Here is a 22,178-nt window from a genome sequence, read left to right on the forward strand (position 1 = left end):
AATAAATCACAAAACCTATATAAAGAAATCCTGATATAGCTTGCGTCATTCAAAAAAAGAGCATAGTTTCCTCAATAGATACTAATCTCAATTTTGTGCGGCGAGTCACCATGGCCAATAAATTTCTTGATCTCTTAAAAACACGCGACTGGCTTCTTGCTGATGGCGCAACAGGTACTAACCTTTTCGAAGTAGGTCTCGAAACCGGCGATGCACCCGAGCTTTGGAATATTGATGAACCGGAGAAAATTTACAATCTTCAAAAATCTTTTGTTGATGCAGGCTCAGACATTATTCTCACCAACACTTTTGGTGGTACACGCAACCGTCTTAAGCTTCACAAAGCAGACGATCGCGTTGCAGAAATAAACTCAGCCGCTGTCAAAATTACCAAGCGGGTTGCAGATGACGCAGGACGCCCCGTAGTTGTCGCCGGATCCATGGGTCCCACAGGTGATATTTTTGAACCCGTTGGATCACTTACCCGCGAAGAAGGCATTGCTGCATTTCGAGAGCAAGCTTTTGCCCTTGCCGAGGCAGGCGCAGATGTTCTTTGGCTGGAAACAATTTCCGCACCGGAAGAACTGGAAGCAGCTGTCACTGCATGTAGTGAAACAGGTCTTCCGATTGTTACAACACTGAGCTTTGACACCAATGGCCGTACAATGATGGGCCTTACTCCTGGTGACTTTGCCGGACGCGTCAAAGAACTATCAACGGTGCCTGTCGCCTATGGTGCCAACTGCGGTGTTGGCGCCTCTGAAATGGTTACAGCACTTCAAAACATGGCAATGTGTGCGAAAGAAGGCGATGTACTGGTGTCAAAAAGCAACTGTGGCATTCCTGAATATGTTGATGGGGCTATCCGTTACACTGGTACACCAGAACTAATGGCTGATTACGCCAGAATTGCCGTTGATTCGGGCATAAAGATCATCGGTGGCTGCTGCGGTACAACCCCAAATCACGTCAAGTATATGCGTGAAGCTCTGGATAATCATACGCGTGGTCCGAAACCAAGTCTTGATGAAATCATCTCGCGCCTGGGTGAGATTTCCAACGGCGCACGCGAAATGAACGAAGCCGGTCCTTTAGGTGCAAAACCAGTGGCACAAACTGGCGGCGGGCGGCGGCGTCGTGGCCGCGATCCCAAACGAAAAGCTGCCGATGATGGAAAGTTGCCCGGGCAAGAGTAATTACCTGGAGGATAGAACGGCCAGATAAAGGTATCTATACAGTAAAAGGGGCTTCGGGATCAGAAGCCCCTTTTCTTATTCTAATTCCGGTTTTACCTGATAATAAAAACTGGTTATCTATTCAGGCAATAGGCCTTCCAACTCTTCGACCGACGATAACACGTGATCTGCAAGCTTTGACAACTCTTCACGCCCTGTCGTGCCAGTCAAAACACCAACCTTCAAACCGACATTGGCATTTATACCCATTTCCATGTCATGTAAGTTGTCACCAACAACAACAACATTTTCTGGGGCCACCTCCAACGCTTTGCAAAAGCCCAAAACCATACCAGCCGTCGGCTTAAGTCCGTGACCAGTGTCGTAACCGGCAATAAAATCGAGCTTATCTATACAATCAAACCGGGATAAGGAGCGCTTCGCCCCTTGCTCACTATCGCTTGTTGCAACACCAAGCTTTAGGCCACGCTCTTTCAAACGAATAAATAAAGCAGATAGATCTGTAACAGGAACAGCAGCAGCTTCGCCATCTTCCTGAAAAATCATTTCAACCTTATGGATTAAATCATCATAAATCGCGTTGGGGAGAAATTCACACCACTTCTCAACAATCTCACCATTACTGCTAGCAGCCAGCATGGAACCAGGTAAAACGCGAGAAAATTCAGCATCATAGCCTGTTTCAGCTAAAAGACGCGAAGCGAGATCCTCATCACCTTCAGCAGCCATCAAGGCTGCTTTTTTGTTAAGAGGCATCCAGCTCTGCTCGTAATCAAGCAGCGTTCCATCCTTATCAAAAAGGATTGCTTCAATCTTCATTCTGGCACAACCCGTTATTCAGCAGCATCAGCAATTGAACTTTGACGAAGGATACCTTGATATATCTCTTCATCACCAACAACACCGACAAGCACACCCTCTTCTGAAAGTAAGACAGGATTGCCTGTTGATTGACGTAACTCGATCGCGCGCTTCATCGTTATCTCAGGCGAAGCAGTCACGATATTGCAATCGGGAATATCATCCAAAGAATGATCCGCTTCAAAGCTAAAGACCGGTAACTCTTCTTTATCTTCAAAGGTAACTTTTTGCACCGCCCCTTTACTATCCAATGCCACCTTGAAGGCATCATATTTATCCAAAATAACACGATCACCATCTTTGCGAAGGTCGCTGACAGGTGTCATCAATGACGCGCAACGCAGAACATTCAATGGGTTCATATGCGCAACAAACTCAGCAACATATTCGTTCGCAGGGTTCAGAACAATTTCTTCAGGCTCACCGTACTGAACGATACGTCCCCCTTCCATGATCGCGATATGCGTACCAATCTTCAGCGCTTCATCAAGATCATGGCTTACAAAGACAATCGTCTTTTTCAGGTTTCTCTGTAGTTCAAGTAACTCATCTTGCAAGTGATCCCTAATCAAAGGATCCAAAGCCGAGAAAGGCTCGTCCATCAATAGAATATCTGCATCTGTAGCGAATGCACGCGCAAGCCCCACACGCTGTTGCATTCCACCAGATAGCTCATGCGCGTATTTGTCTTTCCATTGATCCAAGCTAACCATCTTGAGCTTTTCTTCGACAATGGCTTCACGCTCGGCTTTGGGCATACCTTTAAGTTCCAACCCTAAACCAACATTCTCTGACACCGTCCGCCAAGGCAAAAGCGCAAACTGTTGAAAAACCATAGAAACCCGTTCCATACGCATATGACGCAGTGTTTTCGCATCGCAGGACGCAACATCAATGAGGTCATCACCATCACGAACGAGAACTTCGCCCCGTGTGACTTTATTCAAGCCGTTCACGGCACGAAGCAACGTTGATTTACCTGAACCGGAAAGCCCCATTAGAACGCATATTTCGCCTTCTTCAATTTTGATAGAACCATCTGCGACACCAAGAACACATCCGGTTTTTTCCAAAATTTCTTCTCGGGTCTTGCCCGCATCAACCATTGGAATGGCTTCTTGCTGATTATCGCCAAAAACAATATCGACTTTTTTAAATTCTACAGCTGTCATTTTATTGTCCCATCCCTACCTTAAGCGCCATCAACCGGTGCATTACGTTGCTTACACAGGCGATCCAACAAAATCGCAACAACAACAATCGCGAGACCAGCTTCAATGCCCATATCAATTTGACGAGAATTCAAAGCACGAACAACAGGCTTACCAAGACCACTTGCGCCAACCAAAGCCCCAATCACCACCATAGAGAGCGAGAGCATAATACACTGCGTCACCCCAGCCATAATCGTCGGCAAGGCGTATGGAATTTCTACCTTCCAAAGTAATTGTTTCTTCGTTGCCCCAAAAGACTCAGCCGCTTCGATCAAAGGCTTAGGCACAGATGACACACCCAAATGAGTCAGACGGACAGGCGCAGCAACAGCAAAAATAACCGTTGCAACAAGCGCAGGCACCATTCCGAGACCAAAGAGTGTCATCGCAGGAATAAGATAAACAAATGTCGGGATTGTCTGCAAAAGGTCAAGGACAGGTCGTAAGAGTGAATACAACCACGGTCGGTGAGCCGCCGCAATACCAAGAGGAACGCCCGTAATCATACAAACGACCGTGGCATAAACGACAAGAACAAGAGATTCAATTGTCTCTGTCCAATAACCCAGGTTGACGATGAAAAGCAGAGACAGAAATACAAACAGGGAAAGTTTCCATGTACGCTGTAAATACTGTGCAAGTCCGGTAATCAAAATGATCAACACGATTGACGGTATGAACAAAAGCATGTCCACGGTTCCATCAATCAGGAAACTACCACCATCAGTTATTGCGTCAAAAAAACCCGCAAAGTTATCGATTAGAAAGTCGAAAAAACTTTCCCCCCATTTCCCAACGGGAATTTTATGGTCAACTAACCATTGCTCGATACCGGACATTGTCAATCCCTCTGCTCCAAAGCGAACCCATAACATGACTGCTTATGTGTTCTTTTGTTCATTATCACCAGTTTCTCTGGGTAACAGATTATTATGAATAATCTATATTTCCATCACTGGTTTTATTTTTACCTAACATACAAGAGGGCCGACAGAATGCCAGCCCTCTGTAAAATCTTATCTGGCGTCAGATTTAAAGGCCAAGGTGACCTTTCACTGCTGCAAGACCATCACCACCGTCAAATGTAGTTACACCTGCAAGCCACGCATCCAATGCACCAGGGTTGGCCTTCAGCCACTCAGTTGCTGCAATCGGGCCTTCTTTACCATCATCAAGAATGGCACCCATGATTTCATTTTCCATGGCAAGTGTGAAGCCCAGGTTATCCAGAAGCTTACCCATGTTCGGGCACTCACTTGCGTAGCCTTTTCTAACATTTGTAAGAACATTCGCGCCACCAAAGTTAGGGCCGAAAATGTCATCACCGCCCGTTAGGTAGGTAAGTTCAAAGTTCGCATTCATCGGGTGTGGAGCCCAACCAAGGAAAACAACACCTTTTTCACGGCGCGTAGAACGTGCAACCTGAGACAACATACCGGCTTCGGATGATTCAACAACTTCAAAACCTTTGAGACCAAAAGTGTCTTGGTCGATCATATCCTGAATAAGGCGGTTACCGTCGTTACCGGGCTCAATACCGTAGATTTTGCCATCAAGATCGTCTTTAAATTTTGCGATATCAGCAAAATCTTTCAAACCTTTGTCAGCAAGATAAGTTGGAACAGCAAGTGTATATTTAGCCCCTTCAAGATTCACACGAACGGTCTCAACAGAACCTTCATCACGATAAGGTGCGATATCGGCTTCCATCGTTGGCATCCAGTTACCAAGAAAAACATCAACGTCGCCATTCTTTAGACCTGCATAGGTCACCGGAACAGAAAGGATTTGCGTTTCCGGTTGATAGCCAAGGCCTTCCAGAACAACAGATGCGACTGCCGTTGTTGCAGTGATATCAGTCCATCCAACATCGGAAAAAGTAACAGATTGACAGCTAGCTGGGTCAGCAGCTTGCGCCCCAGTTGAAAAACCAGCCGCAGCGATGGCTAGTGTACTAGCCGAAATCAAGTGTTTGAGGTTCATTCACTTGTCTCCATTTTTATGCCACAAGAGGACCTCGTGGCTCTAATTGATTTTAGCAAGATACCCGCAAGTTCATTATTATTCTAGCAGGATATTTGCCTGATTAACTCCCTAGTACGATCGAAACTATCGTCGTAACTCCACTATCAATAATTTATTTTGATTGAACGTTCAATCAAAATAAATTATTGATAGACATAACGCAGTCAGTAACAGATGAACAAAGTCTATGATTTAACAAATAAAATCAAAAGCTAAGTTCAAAAAAATGCGTCGCGAAAACAGGAAATAGACACACATATTTTTTGTTTCAATGTCTCTCTAAGAACTGAAACATTGGATAAAAAGGATACAGATCTTGCCAAAAGTCGGAATGGAAGAGATTCGGAAAACCCAGTTGATCGAAGCAACAATTGCTATGATCCACGAGGAAGGGTTTACCAATGCCAGCATTTCGAAAATAAGCAAACGTGCGGGCCTGTCTTCGGGGATTGTTGCCCACTACTTTGACGATAAATCAGGCTTGTTAACCGCAACGCTACAATATCTCATGCGTAAGCTGGGCGAAGAAACAAAAAAACAACTGGAACACGCCAACACACCAATTGAACGGCTGCTTGCCGTCGTGAATTCAAACTTTTCAGATGAGCAATTCAAACCGGGCGTGGTTGATGTTTGGTTGGCGTTCTGGGCTTTGGTTCCAACTTCAGAAAAATTGGGCCGCCTGCACAAAATCAATGAACGGCGCATGCAGAGCAATTTTCAACATGCGTTAAAACCTTTACTCCCCGAACAGATGGTTGCCAGTACAGCTACAGGCCTAGCTGCTATGGTCGAGGGACTATGGATACGATGTGCTCTGACCGAAGGCGGGGTCACCCCGAAGGAAGCCATAACAATTATGGAAAGTTACATCAGCAGCCAAATACTGGCACATCAAAAGTAGCTTAAAATAGTAAATTTAAAAATTCAAACACATTAGAACAACGCATAGAAACAATACGTTAAGACTTTAAGGATCAAAACAATGGCAAAGCTTCCTGCTCAACAGCTTTACATCAACGGCAAGTACACAAACGCTACATCAAGTGAAACATTTGAGACAATAAATCCCGCGACTGGTGACGTTATTTGTGATGTCCAGATTGCCTCAGCAGAAGATGTTGATAAGGCAGTTGAAGCCGCCAAGGCAGGTTTCAAGGTCTGGTCAAAAATGAGTGGTACCGAAAGAAGCCGCATTCTCTTAAAAGCAGTTGCCCTGCTTCGCGAACGGAATGACGAGCTTGCTGCCCTTGAAGTCACCGACACAGGAAAACCAATGCAGGAAGCAAACTGCGTTGATGTAGAATCTGGTGCGGAATGCATTGAATATTTCGCTGGCCTTGCTGCCTCTATCAATGGTGAGCACATACAACTCGCAAATGGCAACTTTGCCTATACCCGTAAAGAACCCCTGGGTGTTTGTGCTGCCATCGGCGCATGGAACTATCCAATTCAGATTGCTTGCTGGAAATCTGCACCTGCTCTCGCATGCGGGAATGCTGTGATCTATAAAGCATCAGAAGTGACCCCGCTTACTGCGTTAAAATTAGCTGAAATCTATACCGAAGCAGGTTTACCAGACGGTGTTTTCAATGTCGTGTCCGGTTTGGGATCCGTTGGTCAAATGTTGGCAGAGCACGAAGGTATCGAGAAAATCTCCCTGACAGGTTCCGTGCCTACCGGGAAGCGTGTGATGGAATCAGCCTCAAAAACCCTAAAGCACGTAACACTTGAGCTCGGCGGCAAATCCCCCCTTATCGTATTCGATGACGCAAACCTGGATAACGCGGTATCAGCCGCGATGCTTGCAAACTTCTATACACAAGGTGAAATTTGCTCCAACGGAACCCGCGTCTATGTTCACGATGACATTAAGGATGCCTTTTTGGAAAAGCTCGTTGACCGTACATCGAAGATGATCATTGGTGACCCAATGGATCTGGAAACTCATGTCGGGTCGCTCATCCATAAAGAGCACATGGAAAAGGTTCTGAGCTATATCGAGATAGGTAAAAACGAGGGTGCAACACTGGCCTATGGCGGTCAACAGATCTCTGTAAAAGGCTTCGAAAAAGGCTGTTTTGTCGAACCCGCAATCTTCACAGACGTAAAGGCAGATATGCGCATCGCCAAAGAAGAAATCTTTGGTGCTGTTATGTCTGTCATCACCTTCTCAGATGAAGATGAAGTCGTCGCCGCTGCCAACGACACACAATTTGGCTTGGCAGCAGGTGTCTTCACACAGGATATCAATCGTGCGCATCGCGTGATTGAAAACCTCGAAGCTGGAACCTGCTGGATCAACAATTATAACATAACCCCAATCGAAATGCCTTTTGGTGGATACAAACAATCTGGTATTGGTCGTGAAAATGGTACCGCGGCAATCAATCACTTTACTCAGCTAAAGTCTGTGTATGTTGAGATGGGTGATGTAGATTGTCCTTACTAGAATATTCTTCTGGGATACCCTTTCTAAGGTAAAGGTTAAATCATCATGGCATTTGCACTTCACGAACGTCTGAAAGCCGACACTGTAACAATAACAGAACTCGAACATTGTCGGGTTCTGCTTATGAACGACAGCCAATATCCCTGGCTGATCCTGGTGCCACGCTATAATGATCTTCGTGATTTACATGACCTGTCAGAAGACCTCTTTGCCCCTGTTATGGAAGAAATCAGGTATGTATCAGAGGTACTTACGAAAGAGTGTGATGCCTTTAAAATCAATGTCGCTGCACTTGGCAATATGGTTCCGCAACTTCACATTCATATCATTGCACGATTTGAAGATGATGCTGCATGGCCTGGCCCGGTCTGGGGTGTAAAAGAGCCACGCCCTTACGCGATTGATGATCTCAAAGCGATCAAAAGTAAACTTGGAACCGCAATCGAAGGTGGATGCAAATCACCTGAGTAAAACTGCCTCCCTGAGCTCAGCTCAAGTTGTTTTTCTCAGGCTTCCTGCCTTACCATATCCCACCCATCGATTGCGGTTTCCTTTTTCGAACTGAACAACAGATTCCAAATGAGTTCCCATCGGATACTAGCTGCTAGCTGAAGACCATGACCTAACAAATAAAACGTACTTATTTCTTAGTCAAACAAGACACCAAGTTGTCACCTAAGCTCGACATAAGCGTTTTATATGCTTGAGATCCGGCTTCCAGTTTAGCCCCCAACGGATCGAGCTCTCCGATTTTGATGTCCAGATTTTCAGCAAGAACCTCAACAACAACTGGCTTGAACTGAGGCTCTTGGTAAATACATTCGGCTTTTCTGTCCCTAATTACATCTCTAAGTTCAGAAATGCGTTTCGCCCCCGGTTTACGTTCTGCATCAATGGTCACCGAGCCAACAGCCGACAAAGAAAATTCTTTTTCAAAGTACTGATAAGCATCATGAAACACCAGATAAGGTGTTTTTTCATACCCGGAAACTTGCCCTTTAAGATCCTGTTTTAAAACATCAAGGTCTGCGAGTGTCTTTTCGACATTACTTTGATAGACAGCAGCATTATCTGGATCAATTTCAACAAGCTCTGATCCAACACGACTTACAATAACCTTTGCGTTTTCAATAGAAAGCCAAATATGCGGATCAAATCGGCCATGATCATGCTCGTGATCTTCGTGGTGAACATGTTCATCCTCATGTTCATGACCATCTTCTTCCTGTGCATGATCTTCATGTTTTTCATCGTGGGCACTATGTTCGTCGTGGTCACTGTGCCCTTCATGCTCTTCATCATGGTGTTCATCATGATCATGTGCTTCTTCAGCCCACTGTCCGGAATGGCGGTTTTTCAAGAGTGTAATTCCCTTGAGCTCCATCAGCTCCAAGACTTTTGAGTTCTCTTTTCTAGCCTCCAGTGGCTTCTCAAGAAATGTTTCCAATCCCTCTCCGACCCAGACAATAAGATCAGCTTTATTCAAGGCTCTGACTTGCGAAGGGCGTAGGCTATAACCATGAGGTGATGACCCTTGATCCATGAGAAGCTCAGCTTCGCCAACACCCTCCATGACAGACTCAACCAAAGAATGAACAGGCAAAATCGACACGGATACCTTGGGCACTTCACCAGCAAAGCTAGAGAATGCAGCACCACAGGCAAATGATCCGACAATGGTGCCGACAACGGCCACACATCGCAGTTTGTTAGAGTATCTCAACATAGAGAATAATATTCCTCAGGTAATGCTCGCATCGAACAAGATCGCGAGTCTAGAAAAGTTAAATAACAAATTTCGTTTTGTTATGTTATAACATTTACAACTTTGTCAAGACACGATATGAAAAGAGTATGGAAAACTTTGATACAGTCTCACTTTCGTTCTGTGGCGGCACACACAACCATAAGAACTGCGTAACCACTGCTCTTGATGAAGCGGAACAGCTGTGCATTTCTCGCGGGGTTCGCCTCACTGATGCAAGAAAGCGTGTGCTTGAGCTCGTTTGGGATAGCCATAACCCAATCGGGGCCTATGACGTTCTTTCAAAGCTCTCGCAAGAAAGTGGAAAAACAGCGCCGCCAACGGTATATCGGGCGCTTGATTTTCTGTTAGAACAGGGTCTTATCCATAGAATAGAATCCCTAAACGCTTTTGTTGGTTGCTCACACCCAAAAGAAGAACATTCTGGCCTTTTTCTTATTTGTAAAGATTGCGGCTGTGCTGCCGAGGTTCATGACGCAGTTATTGATAAAACTATATTAAACAAAACAGATGCTCTTGGATTTAAAGCGGAGCAAAGAGTGCTTGAAGTCCGTGGACTATGCCCCGATTGCGTAGCATAGCAAACATACGCTGACTTGAAGCGCAAATAATTTTCACGAACACATGAGATCATGGTGAACATCCAGAACGACAACGCCGCGACACCCCATATCGCGCCCCCCACAAGTGAGAGTGATCTGAACTGTGGCTGTGGTCACGACCACCTCGCCCCCTTGCCAAGTGGTGAGCCTTTAATTCATGCTGAGAACCTCACAATTAAGTTTGGCGGGAAAACAGCTATTCAGGATGTCAGCTTAACCGTACACAAGAACGAAATCGTTACCCTAATCGGGCCAAACGGCGCAGGAAAATCCACACTACTCCGCGCCTTGTTACAAGCCCTGAAGCCAACACAGGGCGAGGTTTGGCGTAAACACGGCCTCGTAATCGGCTATGTTCCTCAGCGACTTAATATTGATCCGATTATGCCCATGACCGTAGAGCGTTTTTTGTCCATACCGGATAAGCGTCCACTGCCAGAAAGGGAAGCCGCTCTCAAAGATGTCGGCGCTCATCATACCCTGAAACAAGCTGTTCAAAGCCTGTCAGGTGGCGAGTTCCAACGCGTTCTTCTTGCCCGTGCCATTCTCAGGAAACCCGATCTTCTGGTCCTGGATGAACCTGTTCAGGGCGTTGACTTCCAAGGTCAGACAGAACTCTACAAACTGATATCCCGCCTAAAAGAACAGGTGGGTTTTGGCATATTAATGGTCTCTCACGACCTGCATATCGTCATGGCAGAAACTGATCGCGTTATTTGCATCAACGGTCATGTTTGCTGCTCTGGCGCACCGACACAAGTCAGCGATAGTCCGGAATATCTTGCTCTTTTTGGCGGACAGACAAAACCGGGCCTCGCTGTTTACCATCACCTTCACGACCATTCGCATGATTGTGAACATGATCACTCACCTCCAACGTCCAGCGAAACATGATATTAGAAGATTTTTTCCTGCGCGCACTTGTCGCCGGTATCGGTGTTGCCCTGATTTCCGGCCCCTTGGGGTGCTTTGTCGTTTGGCGTAGAATGGCCTATTTTGGCGATACCCTCGCACACTCTGCCCTGTTAGGTGTCGCGCTTGGGTTACTGTTGGGTTTTAATCTAACCGTTGGCATCATTGGCACCGCCATCGTGATCGCCTTGACAGTTACGCTTTTCCAGCATCAAAAAAAGATCGCCAGTGACACTTTACTTGGCATCATGGCCCATTCCAGCCTTGCGATTAGTCTTGTTGTTCTTGGTCTTTTACAAGGTTATCGGGTTGACTTGTTATCTTATCTCTTTGGGGATGTTCTTGCTGTAAATTATGAAGATATCTACTGGATTTATGGGGGCGGCGCTGTTGCACTCGCACTCCTTGCCTATATCTGGAAAGATTTGCTTGCCTTGACGCTACACGAAGAGCTCGCAAGGGCTGAAGGCATAAACGTTACCCTCATCCAGACCCTATTCATGATAACAGTTGCGATTGTCATTGCCATTGCAATGAAGGTCGTCGGCGTTCTGCTCATCACATCGTTACTTATTATTCCCGCCGCTGCAGCAAGGCGCTTTGCAAAAACACCTGAACAGATGGCAATCATTGCATCCCTAATCGGTAGTCTGTCGATTATTCTTGGCCTCTTCGGATCTTTGGAATGGGATACCCCGTCCGGACCATCTATTGTGGTTGCCGAAGTAATACTGTTTTTAGGTGGTTTAATTTTTGGTGGATTATTTCTAAGCAGAAAAACGCATAGTCCGTAATTGACAATGTAAGTTACAGAACGCCCAACCGAGATGTAATTTACAAAGAGCAAGCGTGTTTCTGGACTTCATTCAACAGCCAATCCCGGAACTTTTTAATCTTGGGTATATTCCTACGCGCCTTAGGATATACCAACCAATAGCCTCGCCCCTCATCACAGCAAATTTCATTGAATGGCTGTACTAAGCTACCTCTTCTCAGAGCATCACGATAAAAATCTGGCGTTAAAATAGCTACTCCCTGCCCTGCTTCTGCTGCTCTTGCTTCTAGCATTTGAATACCCATCCTACTCCGCTTATTGCCGTGAAATTCCTTTGATTGCACCCCCATTGAATCAAACCAGAGTTTCCACCAAGGATCAGAAGCATCAATTAAGGGTAATTTTAAAAGATCAGAAGGTTTTTTAATTCCGCCAATTGATTGAGCCAAATCAGGACTCAACATTGGTGAAAAAATAGCCGGTATTAATAAATGAGCTTCTACTCCCTGCCATTGACCGTCACCCGATCGTATGCCCAAATCACAGTCTTCACGCGTAAAATCCACAAGAGACATAGAGGTATCCAGACGTACAGCAATATCGTCATGCAGAATTTGAAAACTCCCAATTCTTTCAGCCAAAAAATTAGTCGCGAAAGTCGTGACCGTTGTTATCGATAAAAAATTATGACTGGTATCTTCTGCCATTACGAAGGCCGCACGCAGCAGTTCAAAGGCCTCTGTTATAATTGGCGCGATACGCTGACCTGTTTCAGTCAAAACCACTTGCCTTGGTCTGCGTAAAAAAAGCGGCGTCCCCACTCTCTCTTCAAGAATTTTCATCTGATAACTAACAGCAGCTTGAGTCATCCCGAGTTCTTCGGAAGCACGTGTAAAACTTCCATGACGAGCCGCGGCTTCAAAAACACGAAGGGATGAAAGTGGGGGTAATTTCACAGCCATAACACATAAAATCTCCTTATGCATAGTAATCAGAATTTAGTTGGATATTCAAGTCACCATTATGCACATTAGACACAAGAGAAAACGACATCACGAGGAGAATAACAAAATGGTTGTCGCAAATAATTCATGTAATCCAAGTCACATTTCCACATCAACCACAAACAAAAATAACCTACGGAGTACCCTTAACTTATTAAAAAACCTATTTAAATCCAATAAGAAAAGAAATATCATGACTCTTAAAGACATCCATGATCTTCCAATGCACATCAAAAAAGATATTGGGTTTTGGGACGTAAAACCTGAAGACCTCTCCCGTCACCCAATCAATCGGTAAGTATTTATCTAGATTGAGTATAATGAATTTGACAACACGTTACACTCAATCACCTTATCAATTGCCTGACTAAGAAGTGATCGACTTTCCGGAGCGGTCAAACAAATACGAATATGACCTGCGGGTTGAGATGTCGATGCAAAAAGCTCCCCGGAAACCACTTCAATTCCAGCGTCACGCAGCTTATTAACAGCAGTATCAACCGACCCAAATATCGCGAGCCAAAGATGGGGGCAAGGTGTTTTCTCCCAATTCACAGCGCCCAGCTTCTTAAGTCGCGATTTCGCGAGGCCCCATCGGGCTTCTATCTCGTGCCTTTGCCAGTCAGCCCTGGCAAAGGCACGCCCTTCTAATATCCACATATTTGCCAGTTCAATCATAAAAGGGCTCATCGTCCAATTCGTTGCATGAACTTCAGCATCAATAGGTTTGATGAGACGCTGACATCCGTTGATAAACCCATACCGCAATCCCGGTGCCACCGACTTTGAAAGACTTGAGATTAAAACAGCATGATCAGGTAAATGAACTGCCAGTGGCTTATTACCACTCAGGGGACCATAGACATCATCTTCAATAACGATTATGTCCCGCTGCTTGATGATCCCGACAATATCGGAACGCCGTTGCGAGGATGTGGTAAACCCCGTGGGGTTATTTATATTCGGATTGATGACCAGAACTTTCGCCCCACTTGTGTCTAATGCCTTTTCCAGAGCCGCGGGCCTCATTCCATCTTGATCACATTCAATACCAACCAATTTTAGCCTCAGCTGCCGAGCAATCGCCTTCATCCCCGGGAAGGTGAATTTTTCGACAAGAACTTTATCCCCAGCTTCACACAGGGCGAGTAAAGATGCCAAAAGCGCCTGTTGCCCGCCAGCACAAGGGACAATGTCGCTCGGTTTAACTTCGTAACCACGCCATGACAACCACTGGCTCGCTGCAAATCTCGTCCGCGTCAGCAAATCAGGTGAATGATAGGAAAAAGCCTGACTTCCCGCACCCTTTTCAAGAGCCTGAATAAGTAAGCCCCGAGCATTGTGATCATCAGGATGCACAACAGGAATATTTGTAGATAAGTCAAAACTCTTGCTCGCAACAGTATCTTGCCCAGAATCCTTCAACGCAAAAAGCTCAGCCTCTCGGCTTGTTGCCAAGACATAGGTTCCCCGCCCGATTTCTCCACCGATGAGATGGCGCTTAGTCGCTTCCTTGTAGGCCTGACTAACAGTACTGACGTTTACTTTCAGCTCCCAAGCCAGATCTCGATGGGTCGGCAAACGATCTCCGGCCAACAGCTCTCCTTGCTGGATTGCCGTAGAAATAGCTTCGACAATTGCAAGGTATTTGGTTTTTGTTGCTGGATTGAGTTCAGGTTTCCACATCGCACACACTTTATTGTATGCCATACAATATTAATATTGAACCATACAATCAAGCTGATAGTCTCTAATAAAACGAGGTATTGTCCCTATTCCCACCGTCAAAAATTGAAACGATAGCTGATTAAATATTACGAAAGATCCGATTATGTTTACCAAACAACAGCTTGAAAGTGCTGCACAATATATCTACCAGCATATGTCTGCGACCCCGCAATACAGCTGGCCACAAATAAATACCAAAGCAGGCTGTACAGTCGTTGTTAAGCACGAAAACCACACGCCAATCGGTGCCTTCAAAGCACGAGGCGGATTAACCTTTATGAGCTGGCTACGGGCCAATCACCCAGATATTCAGGGCATTATTACAGCAACACGCGGCAACCACGGACAGGCACAAGCCTTTGCCGCCACCATGGCTGGGATCAAACCTGTTATTGTAGTCCCCCACGGTAACTCCCTGGAAAAAAATAACGCCATGCGCGCTTTTGGTGCAGAGCTTATCGAATACGGAACCGATTTTAACGAAGCACTCTTTGAGGTTACCCGACAAGCAAAAGAAAGAGGGCTTTTTGTCGTTCCACCTTTTCATGAACAGATCATGCTTGGCGTTGCTACCTATGGATTGGAATTAATGACTGCACATTCTGATCTCGATTGCATCTATGTTCCTATCGGTTGCGGATCTGGTATATGCGGCACCATAACCGCGCGAAACGCCTTAGGCTTGAAAACAAAAATTATCGGCGTTGTCTCTGACCAGTTTCCCGCCGCCAAAAAATCTTTTGAGAGTGGCGAAATGATTAACACCGAAGCAGCAGATTCCTTCGCCGATGGCATGGCAGTTCGCGCACCCGTTCCAGATGCCTATAGCATCTATTCCAAAGGCGCCGAACGGATTGTCGAGGTTAGTGATAACGAAATTTCCGAAGCAACCAGAATATATTTCAGTGATACGCATAACGCCGTAGAAGGCGCAGGCGCAGCTTCGCTTGCTGCCGTTTTGAAAGAAAGAGATCTACAGAAAAACAAAAAAATAGGTGTTATTCTGACTGGTGGAAACATTGATACAACTATGTTTAAAACTATTCTGGCGGGAAAGACACCAGCTGGTTAGTAAACTTTATTTACAACCAGAAACTAATTAACAAAATCCTCATCCATCGAAACTTCCATTTCGGAAAAAGAAGAATGGTCCGAAATAAACTTGGAAAAGCGCTTCATAAAAGGAGTAAATTCTGCCCCTAAATAATGATAGAGAGAAGCTGTGTTAATTTTTTCAGCTCTTGATGGTTCAGTCTGAAATCCTTTTTCTGCCTGATAAGAAGAAACAGAGAAATCAGCTGAAAGAAATGCACCAACTTCTCCATGGTCAAAGGCCAGAAAAACGTCTTCAACACTGTTAAAAATCTTGCCACGGCGCCCATCCATGTATTTTTCTTGCCACAAAATTCCCCGCACATAACCAATGGGTAACTTAGTGGCAAGATCGTTATTTGGATGGGTCCACAAAGAATTACGGACCGTAAAGATTGGGGTTTCAGATCGGACAAACGGTCGCTTGTATTTGTTCTCTGCTATCCGCAGCCTGTAGAGCTCTCCATCAACAGAAGAGTTATTAAAAGCCGCAAGGGCTCTTCGACCGGGTAATGCTTCAACGACAACTTCACAACCAAGGGCTTTATATACCCCCTTAAGAATACGTTCCCCAGTATCTGCTAAGACGCTTTCACCGATACTGGAAATCTTCCCAGGACAATCGTCCTTCTTTTCTTCAGCAAATGATACTGAAGAAATGGAAAGCATGGAGATAAAAAATATCCAGCGCATCATGAAAAACATCACCGTAATCAATTGCCGCTAACGCAGTTACATTACCATACACCAAGGACCTTAATTTTCAATTATCCCCCTAAAACACTAATTATAAAGGGGGATATAACTACACCAATATGTACTCAATAAAAAAACGAGCTTAAAAGAAAAATAGGCTGCAGCATTCGCCGCAGCCCAAGTTTAGCTAACCTGACACAAACACCTAAAATGTCAAGCCGCCTTCCAACTCCTGTAATACCTCAATTTATAGTATTATGGCAACGGGTATGTTACTTTATTATATGGAGAAATAATGGACGGTTAGGTATGAGAAACAAAAATAGCGATCGATTGTAACAGTTACATGATCCTCACTTCGATGCTACAGAATGCTTTACTGGCTTTGCTCTGGATCGTTTGTAATTTTTTTTGACCCAATAAATATAACAGTTAAGCTTTCAATGCCTTTTTATCTTCTGCCGGACGATGTATTTCTTGTCCCATCACACGCTTCACTCATTTTCTAACAAGAAATCCTCAACCAAGGACTTAAATAAAAACCACAAAATCCACTCTTGATCGTACCGCTTTAAAAATTAAAAAATACTTAGCGGTGAGTTCACCCCTAAATTTCCGAGACACTAAAATAACATTACGATTACAGTTAAGAAGTCACAAAAAAAGGGAGAGCGAAGGCTCTCCCCGTCAGTGAATTTATCAGGCCTAAACCAAGCCCCCCCATCGCTTTTATAATGGGCCGTAAGCAAAACCAACCAACAGCTTACGGGACAACCTTTCAGCAAGGTCTTTTGCGAAACCAATCAACTTGAAAAACCCTTAAAGCCAGGGCAATGAATAGGTTTTAACGTTCGTATAACTCTTCATGGCTTCGATAACGCCCTCTTTATACCCTAGGCCGGAATCTTTGATGCCTCCAAAAGGTGACATCTCAATACGATACCCAGGCACTTCCCAAACATTTACAGTTCCGGTACGCAGCTCTTTAATGAAGCGTTGAATGTATTTGAAGTTATCTGTGCAAACACCAGATGATAGACCAAAAGCTGTTGAGTTTGATACACGGATTGCATCGTCAATATCCTTCACACGGATAATCGGAATTGCAGGCCCAAAGGTCTCTTCACGTACCAATTCACAATCATAGGGAACATGGTCAACAACAGTTGGAGGATAAAGCGCACCATCACGGTTATTACCATAAAGAAGCTTTGCCCCTACTTCGACAGCATTATTCACACGACGCTCAAACATTGATGCAGATTCAGCATCAATAACGCAGCCAAGATCTGTTTCGGGATCCATCGGGTCGCCGTATTTTATTTTCTGTGCTTTTTCGAGAACAAGCTTGGAAAATTCATCCGCGATTTCTTCAACAACCAGAATACGCTTAACAGCAGTACAGCGCTGCCCAGAGTTTTTTGTTGCTCCGGCAACAGCAAGTTCCGCGGCCTTATCAAGATCGGCATCTTCCATCACGATCAGCGGCGCATTACCACCAAGTTCAAGAACAGTACGGCGATAGCCAGCGTTCTCTGCAATGTACTTACCGACAGGTACACCACCCGTGAAGGTCACAAGTTCAATGTTCTTATTGGTGATAAATTCATTGCCAAGGTCTTCAGGGAGGCCTGTGATAATGGTCAGCATTTCTTTCGGCAGGCCTGCTTCATAAATGATATCAGCCAGGATCAATGCTGTAAGCGGTGTTTTCTCGGTCGGTTTACACACAATACAATTGTTTGTTGCAATCGCGGGTGCAATCTTGTGAGAAATCATGTTCAGAGGATGGTTGAACGGTGTGATCGCAGAGATTGCTTTCAACGGTTCGCGCTCAGTAAAGATTTTACGCGACTTGCCGTGCGGTGTGATATCGCAAGAGAAGATCTCGCCATCATCCAGAATACACATTTGGCCAGCCAATGTATAAACATCATAGGCGCGACCAACCTCGTACAATGAATCTTTCTTACAAAGACCGGATTCCGCGGTGATGATGTCAGAAATCTCTTCCTTGCGGTCGTTTAAAATCTCTGCCACACGAAAGAGAATTTGCTGACGCTCATAACGCGTCAATTTTGATTCGTAGTTTGCCGCAATTTCAAACGCTTCTTTTGCGTGTGCGGCTGTACCGCGAGGAACAGTCCCGATCACTTCGTTTGTGTAGGGATAATGCACATCAATACGGCCTTCGGTATCGACTTTCTTACCAGCGATACGCATTGGTTCGTGACCAACAATCTTTACAGACATTTTACTATCCTTATTTCCTGCCCTTATTTAAGGCCAATTACTCAGCGTAGTTTACAGAGCAATAAAACGCGTCGAAATTACGAAGACGCATATCTGATGGAATACCCGACATTGGGCGATTACTGATAAACGGTACTTTCTGCTCGGTGATACCACCGTGGGTCCGCAATGGCCGATCCAACGCAGAGAGATCATGACGTTCTTCAGAAGTTCCCAAAGCCAGATGACGCTCAGAAATAATAATAATGTCACCCATGCGATCTTCTGGTAGTTCCAACATAGCGCAACCAGCAGGACCAGATATAGCCAATTCAACACCATCAACTTCTGACAGGCGTTTGATCGCCTCGTCCACGCTCTGCCCTTTAGGTAAATAAGCCGTCGCAAAAGATCCTAGTGCACCATGGTGAACAACATATGGATCCGTAATTGGCAAGATAACACGAGCTTCAGCTTTGCCATACCACTCATCAAACAGATCCTGAAGATACAGAACATTTGGTTTACCGTCAGCATCATGTTTCGGGTTCATTCCATGATCAGCTGTGAGAGTCAGGACAGCACCCAACTCATCAAGCTGTGCCCAGTATTTGTCCATCATTTCATAGAACGCCAATGCCCCCTCTTCTTCAGGAGCATATTTATGCTGAATGAAATCGGTTGTGGAAAGATACATGATCTCGGGACGAACCGTTTGCAATAGCTTGACGCCAGCGGCGAAAACAAACTCGGACAGGTCGGCACTGTATACAGAAGGAACAGGCATCCCGACAAAGTCATTTACGTTTTCAATGCCGTTATCAGCCATATTGGCAAGATCGGATTTTTCAGCAGAGAAGCAAATCGCATTGCCTTGGCTGTAATCAAGACCATGCCCAAGAAGCAAACGGAGTTTATCTTTTGCGGTTACAACAGCAACCTTGGCGCCAGCATCCTGATAAGAAGAGAAAATTGTTTTTGCGCGGTAGTAACTTGGCGCATTCATCAATTCTTCTTCACCAGTTTCCTGATTATAGAAGTAATTACCGCAAATACCGTGATAGCGTGGCGGACAGCCACTAACGATAGAAAGGTTATTTGGGTTGGTGAAAGAAGGCACAACAGATTCTGCAATACGGTTTGTATTCACACCGCTATCAAGCAGACTTTTCAACCACGGCATACGCCCGGCTTTCATGGCAACTTCCATATAATCCGGCTCGCTGCCATCAACACACACCACCACAACCGGACGGTCAGATCTTTTATACAAACGGCCATTGGCCTGAACGAGTTTACCAGTACTCATAGGGTATCTCCCACTATAACAAATGCCCAATCAGGGCATGAATATCAAATTAGGCAGCAGCCGGCGCGCAGTTTTCCACACCCATTTCATTTAACGTTTCTTCAATGACAACCAATGCATCGCGAATATCATCATTACCCATGCGACCAATACAACCAACCCGGAACGAGTCCGCAACAGTCAATTTGCCCGGATAGATCAAATAGCCACGTTCAGCAAGGCGATCGTAAAAATTCTGGAAATCAAATTTAGGATCTGTCGGCTTGTGGAAGGTCACGATAATTGGTGCCTGTAGATGATCGGGCAACAGAGTTTCAAAACCCAATGCGCGCATACCATCGACAAGAATTTTGCAGTTGGAGGCATAGCGACCACCACGCCCTTCTACACCGCCTTCTTCTTCGTATTCGCGGATTGCCTGTTCAAAGGCAACAATACAGTGCGTCGGCGGCGTAAAGCGCCACTGGTCGGTTTTCTCCATCTGCACCCACTGGTCATAAAGATCAAGAACCAGCGAAGGCGCATTACCTTTTGCTTTTTCTAATACTGTTCTACGGATAAGGACAAAACCCATTCCCGGAACACCTTCAAGACACTTGTTTGAAGATGCAGCGACAGCATCGTATTTGATTTTTGATGCATCAACAGGAAGCGCCCCAAACGCAGACATCGAATCAATCAAAAGAGAGCGCCCGTGTTTTTCGACGACCTCAGCAACGCCCGCAATTGGATTAAGAACACCCGATGTTGTTTCACAATGAATAACCGCAACATGGGTTACAGCCTTATCTTCACCCAAGCGTGCATCAAGATCAGAAATACTTACGGGCTGATCTTCCGGATATTCCATAACATCGTGTGCACGACCATAGTAACTACAAATCTTTGCCATACGATGACCATATGCACCATTTACCAGGATAAGCAGCTTTCCGTCCTGTGGTACAAGCGTCCCTAACATAGCTTCGACGGAAAAAGTTCCGCTGCCCTGTAAAGGAACACAAACAAAATCGTCCTGCCCATTAATTATGTTTAAGAGACTACTGCGAACACGTCGGTTAATTTCGATAAATTTCTTATCACGTGAACCGAAATCATGAAGCATTGCTTCCTTAGTAGCAACAGAAGTAGTCAGGGGACCTGGCGTCAAAAGCCAGGGATCGCCAGACGGGGAAGCAGCAACGGCAGATGCCTTATCAGACATATGGGATCTCCTCATTTGATCCGAGAACAAGAGCGATGGTTTAAAATCACATCACCCGATTAATTTCCGCGGTTCGTTCACTTAATTGAGTACTTTTCATTTAAGTGTTTTGAACGTCTTGCTCTATATGCATCGAATCTCTATCATAAATCAAATCGATACTTTTTATATTACAGATTGGTTTTACCTATGAACCATGCTCAAATTCGCGCCTTTCATGCTGTTGCCAGTGAAGGAAGCTTCACCAAGGCTGCCGATGTCCTCAATGTAACCCAACCTACGCTCTCTGGTCAGGTCGCTGCGTTAGAGGAAATTTACGGGGTAAAACTGTTTGAGCGCCGAGGGCGTGGCATTGAGATCACAGAAATTGGCCGCCGTCTTCATGCCGTCACACTTAGACAGTTTGCTGTCGAACTCGAAGCAGAACAGGTTTTACTCTCCGCTCGCGGATTAATGTCCGGCCAACTCCGCGTCGCGGCTGATGCGCCCTATCATGTGGTTCCATTACTTGCGACCTTTAGCAGATTATACCCGGGTATTAACTTCTCAATGAGTTTCGGGAACTCGCAGCAGGTTCTGCAAGGTCTTTTCGAACGAAAGTCCGACGTTGTAGTCATGCCCAACATCCATGAGGATCGACGTTTACATGCCGCCCCATTGAAACGGGAACCTCTCATTGTTTTTGTCGATCGAAATCATCCTTGGGCAGCGAGGCGCAGTATTAGTATCACCGAACTTCCTCACCACCGCATTATTTTGCGAGAAAAAGGATCAGTCACCCGCAAAATTTTTGAAACCGCCCTTGAGAGCGCTGGGGTAAAATTAACTGATATTCTCGAAATAGGGAGTCGAGAAGCGGTTAGAGAAGCCGTTGCGTCTGGCCTTGGGATTGGTGTGGTTTTCGAAAGTGAATTTGGCAATGACACCCGTCTTCACGGATTAACCGTCAGGGATGTTCAACTCGAAGGCCTTGAGTATGTCGCCTGCTTAAAAGATCAAAAAAATTCTCCTGTAATACGTGCATTCTTTGATCAAATCCAAAGCTCAACAGCCACCAATCTGAGCTAGGCCCCATATCATAGTAAAAATACATTAACCAATTTAAGAGTCT

General features: G+C 45.2%; 20 protein-coding genes. 9 read left to right on the top strand and 11 right to left on the bottom strand.

Going from position 1 to position 22,178, the window contains the following annotated elements; genetic code table 11:
* Positions 1–110: 110 nt before the first annotated feature.
* Positions 111–1,196, top strand: a complete 1,086-nt coding sequence (gene bmt / locus WH96_RS12990) for a betaine--homocysteine S-methyltransferase (protein ID WP_047764637.1) — start codon at positions 111–113, stop codon at positions 1,194–1,196.
* A gap of 117 nt (positions 1,197–1,313) precedes the next feature.
* Here the strand turns inward: bmt and WH96_RS12995 are convergent, their stop codons facing one another.
* The 4 genes from WH96_RS12995 to WH96_RS13010 all read right to left on the bottom strand — a co-directional run bounded on the left by WH96_RS12995 (position 1,314) and on the right by WH96_RS13010 (position 5,254).
* Positions 1,314–2,015, bottom strand: coding sequence for an HAD family hydrolase (locus WH96_RS12995; RefSeq protein ID WP_047764638.1), 702 nt, complete (start codon positions 2,013–2,015; stop codon positions 1,314–1,316).
* 14 nt (positions 2,016–2,029) lie between these two features.
* Entirely contained in the window at positions 2,030–3,229 is a 1,200-nt protein-coding gene (choV, locus tag WH96_RS13000) for a choline ABC transporter ATP-binding protein (protein ID WP_047764639.1), read from the bottom strand.
* A 20-nt stretch (positions 3,230–3,249) separates the two neighbouring features.
* Entirely contained in the window at positions 3,250–4,110 is an 861-nt protein-coding gene (gene choW / locus WH96_RS13005) for a choline ABC transporter permease subunit (RefSeq protein WP_047764640.1), read from the bottom strand.
* Positions 4,111–4,303: 193 nt separating this feature from the next.
* Positions 4,304–5,254, bottom strand: coding sequence for a choline ABC transporter substrate-binding protein (locus tag WH96_RS13010; protein ID WP_047764641.1), 951 nt, complete (start codon positions 5,252–5,254; stop codon positions 4,304–4,306).
* Between the two features lie 358 nt (positions 5,255–5,612).
* On the opposite strand from WH96_RS13010, the gene betI reads away from it, so the two are divergent.
* The 3 genes from betI to WH96_RS13025 all read left to right on the top strand — a co-directional run bounded on the left by betI (position 5,613) and on the right by WH96_RS13025 (position 8,219).
* The gene (gene betI, locus WH96_RS13015; protein WP_047764642.1) at positions 5,613–6,200 is read left to right on the top strand and encodes a transcriptional regulator BetI; all 588 of its coding nucleotides are present in this window, start codon (positions 5,613–5,615) and stop codon (positions 6,198–6,200) included.
* Between the two features lie 81 nt (positions 6,201–6,281).
* Positions 6,282–7,748 (top strand): betaine-aldehyde dehydrogenase, encoded by a 1,467-nt coding sequence (gene betB, locus WH96_RS13020; protein ID WP_047764643.1) that lies wholly within the window; start codon positions 6,282–6,284, stop codon positions 7,746–7,748.
* A gap of 45 nt (positions 7,749–7,793) precedes the next feature.
* A complete protein-coding gene (locus WH96_RS13025) occupies positions 7,794–8,219 on the top strand; it encodes an HIT domain-containing protein (protein ID WP_047764644.1) in 426 nt (141 codons plus the stop codon).
* Between the two features lie 169 nt (positions 8,220–8,388).
* On the opposite strand, the gene WH96_RS13030 is transcribed toward WH96_RS13025, so the two are convergent.
* On the bottom strand, positions 8,389–9,474 hold the full coding sequence (locus WH96_RS13030; RefSeq protein WP_053005902.1) for a zinc ABC transporter substrate-binding protein: 1,086 nt from the start codon (positions 9,472–9,474) through the stop codon (positions 8,389–8,391).
* A 128-nt stretch (positions 9,475–9,602) separates the two neighbouring features.
* Here WH96_RS13030 and WH96_RS13035 point away from each other — a divergent pair, with 128 nt between their 5' ends.
* Genes WH96_RS13035 through WH96_RS13045 form a run of 3 tightly spaced genes read left to right on the top strand, consistent with a single transcriptional unit; the run spans position 9,603 to position 11,821 of the window.
* Positions 9,603–10,094, top strand: a complete 492-nt coding sequence (locus tag WH96_RS13035; RefSeq protein ID WP_047764645.1) for a Fur family transcriptional regulator — start codon at positions 9,603–9,605, stop codon at positions 10,092–10,094.
* 54 nt (positions 10,095–10,148) lie between these two features.
* The gene (locus tag WH96_RS13040) at positions 10,149–11,009 is read left to right on the top strand and encodes an ATP-binding cassette domain-containing protein (RefSeq protein WP_245629491.1); all 861 of its coding nucleotides are present in this window, start codon (positions 10,149–10,151) and stop codon (positions 11,007–11,009) included.
* Positions 11,006–11,821 carry a metal ABC transporter permease gene (locus WH96_RS13045; RefSeq protein ID WP_047764646.1) on the top strand — a complete coding sequence of 272 codons (816 nt, stop codon included), beginning with the start codon at positions 11,006–11,008 and terminating at the stop codon, positions 11,819–11,821. The genes WH96_RS13040 and WH96_RS13045 overlap by 4 nt, the downstream gene beginning before the upstream one ends.
* 40 nt (positions 11,822–11,861) lie before the next feature.
* On the opposite strand, the gene WH96_RS13050 is transcribed toward WH96_RS13045, so the two are convergent.
* A complete protein-coding gene (locus WH96_RS13050; protein ID WP_047764647.1) occupies positions 11,862–12,764 on the bottom strand; it encodes a LysR substrate-binding domain-containing protein in 903 nt (300 codons plus the stop codon).
* 348 nt (positions 12,765–13,112) lie between these two features.
* Positions 13,113–14,492, bottom strand: coding sequence for an aminotransferase-like domain-containing protein (locus WH96_RS13060; protein ID WP_047764649.1), 1,380 nt, complete (start codon positions 14,490–14,492; stop codon positions 13,113–13,115).
* A gap of 145 nt (positions 14,493–14,637) precedes the next feature.
* On the opposite strand from WH96_RS13060, the gene WH96_RS13065 reads away from it, so the two are divergent.
* Entirely contained in the window at positions 14,638–15,606 is a 969-nt protein-coding gene (locus tag WH96_RS13065; protein ID WP_047764650.1) for a threonine dehydratase, read from the top strand.
* A 23-nt stretch (positions 15,607–15,629) separates the two neighbouring features.
* Here WH96_RS13065 and WH96_RS13070 read toward each other — a convergent pair whose 3' ends face one another.
* The 4 genes from WH96_RS13070 to WH96_RS13085 form a co-directional block, all read right to left on the bottom strand.
* Complete coding sequence (locus WH96_RS13070) at positions 15,630–16,322, bottom strand: hypothetical protein (RefSeq protein ID WP_156176798.1); 693 nt, start codon at positions 16,320–16,322, stop codon at positions 15,630–15,632.
* Between the two features lie 819 nt (positions 16,323–17,141).
* Entirely contained in the window at positions 17,142–18,575 is a 1,434-nt protein-coding gene (phnY, locus tag WH96_RS13075; RefSeq protein ID WP_047764652.1) for a phosphonoacetaldehyde dehydrogenase, read from the bottom strand.
* A gap of 37 nt (positions 18,576–18,612) precedes the next feature.
* Positions 18,613–19,863: a phosphonoacetate hydrolase gene (gene phnA, locus WH96_RS13080; RefSeq protein WP_047764653.1), complete on the bottom strand. Its 1,251-nt coding sequence runs from the start codon at positions 19,861–19,863 to the stop codon at positions 18,613–18,615.
* A gap of 49 nt (positions 19,864–19,912) precedes the next feature.
* A complete protein-coding gene (locus WH96_RS13085; protein WP_047764654.1) occupies positions 19,913–21,067 on the bottom strand; it encodes a 2-aminoethylphosphonate--pyruvate transaminase in 1,155 nt (384 codons plus the stop codon).
* A 189-nt stretch (positions 21,068–21,256) separates the two neighbouring features.
* Here WH96_RS13085 and WH96_RS13090 point away from each other — a divergent pair, with 189 nt between their 5' ends.
* Positions 21,257–22,135 (top strand): LysR substrate-binding domain-containing protein, encoded by an 879-nt coding sequence (locus WH96_RS13090; RefSeq protein WP_047764655.1) that lies wholly within the window; start codon positions 21,257–21,259, stop codon positions 22,133–22,135.
* Positions 22,136–22,178 lie beyond the last annotated feature (43 nt).

Origin of the sequence: Kiloniella spongiae, from assembly GCF_001026905.1 — a bacterium.
GTDB classification, from domain to species: Bacteria; Pseudomonadota; Alphaproteobacteria; order Kiloniellales; family Kiloniellaceae; genus Kiloniella; species Kiloniella spongiae.

Coding starts and splice junctions, on each gene's coding strand:
- bmt (WP_047764637.1), top strand. CDS start 111: ATGGCCAATAAATTTCTTGATCTCTTAAAAACACGCGACTGGCTTCTT.
- WH96_RS12995 (WP_047764638.1), bottom strand. CDS start 2,015: ATGAAGATTGAAGCAATCCTTTTTGATAAGGATGGAACGCTGCTTGAT.
- choV (WP_047764639.1), bottom strand. CDS start 3,229: ATGACAGCTGTAGAATTTAAAAAAGTCGATATTGTTTTTGGCGATAAT.
- choW (WP_047764640.1), bottom strand. CDS start 4,110: ATGTCCGGTATCGAGCAATGGTTAGTTGACCATAAAATTCCCGTTGGG.
- WH96_RS13010 (WP_047764641.1), bottom strand. CDS start 5,254: ATGAACCTCAAACACTTGATTTCGGCTAGTACACTAGCCATCGCTGCG.
- betB (WP_047764643.1), top strand. CDS start 6,282: ATGGCAAAGCTTCCTGCTCAACAGCTTTACATCAACGGCAAGTACACA.
- WH96_RS13025 (WP_047764644.1), top strand. CDS start 7,794: ATGGCATTTGCACTTCACGAACGTCTGAAAGCCGACACTGTAACAATA.
- WH96_RS13030 (WP_053005902.1), bottom strand. CDS start 9,474: ATGTTGAGATACTCTAACAAACTGCGATGTGTGGCCGTTGTCGGCACC.
- WH96_RS13035 (WP_047764645.1), top strand. CDS start 9,603: ATGGAAAACTTTGATACAGTCTCACTTTCGTTCTGTGGCGGCACACAC.
- WH96_RS13045 (WP_047764646.1), top strand. CDS start 11,006: ATGATATTAGAAGATTTTTTCCTGCGCGCACTTGTCGCCGGTATCGGT.
- WH96_RS13050 (WP_047764647.1), bottom strand. CDS start 12,764: ATGGCTGTGAAATTACCCCCACTTTCATCCCTTCGTGTTTTTGAAGCC.
- WH96_RS13060 (WP_047764649.1), bottom strand. CDS start 14,492: ATGTGGAAACCTGAACTCAATCCAGCAACAAAAACCAAATACCTTGCA.
- WH96_RS13065 (WP_047764650.1), top strand. CDS start 14,638: ATGTTTACCAAACAACAGCTTGAAAGTGCTGCACAATATATCTACCAG.
- WH96_RS13070 (WP_156176798.1), bottom strand. CDS start 16,322: ATGATGCGCTGGATATTTTTTATCTCCATGCTTTCCATTTCTTCAGTA.
- phnY (WP_047764652.1), bottom strand. CDS start 18,575: ATGTCTGTAAAGATTGTTGGTCACGAACCAATGCGTATCGCTGGTAAG.
- phnA (WP_047764653.1), bottom strand. CDS start 19,863: ATGAGTACTGGTAAACTCGTTCAGGCCAATGGCCGTTTGTATAAAAGA.
- WH96_RS13085 (WP_047764654.1), bottom strand. CDS start 21,067: ATGTCTGATAAGGCATCTGCCGTTGCTGCTTCCCCGTCTGGCGATCCC.
- WH96_RS13090 (WP_047764655.1), top strand. CDS start 21,257: ATGAACCATGCTCAAATTCGCGCCTTTCATGCTGTTGCCAGTGAAGGA.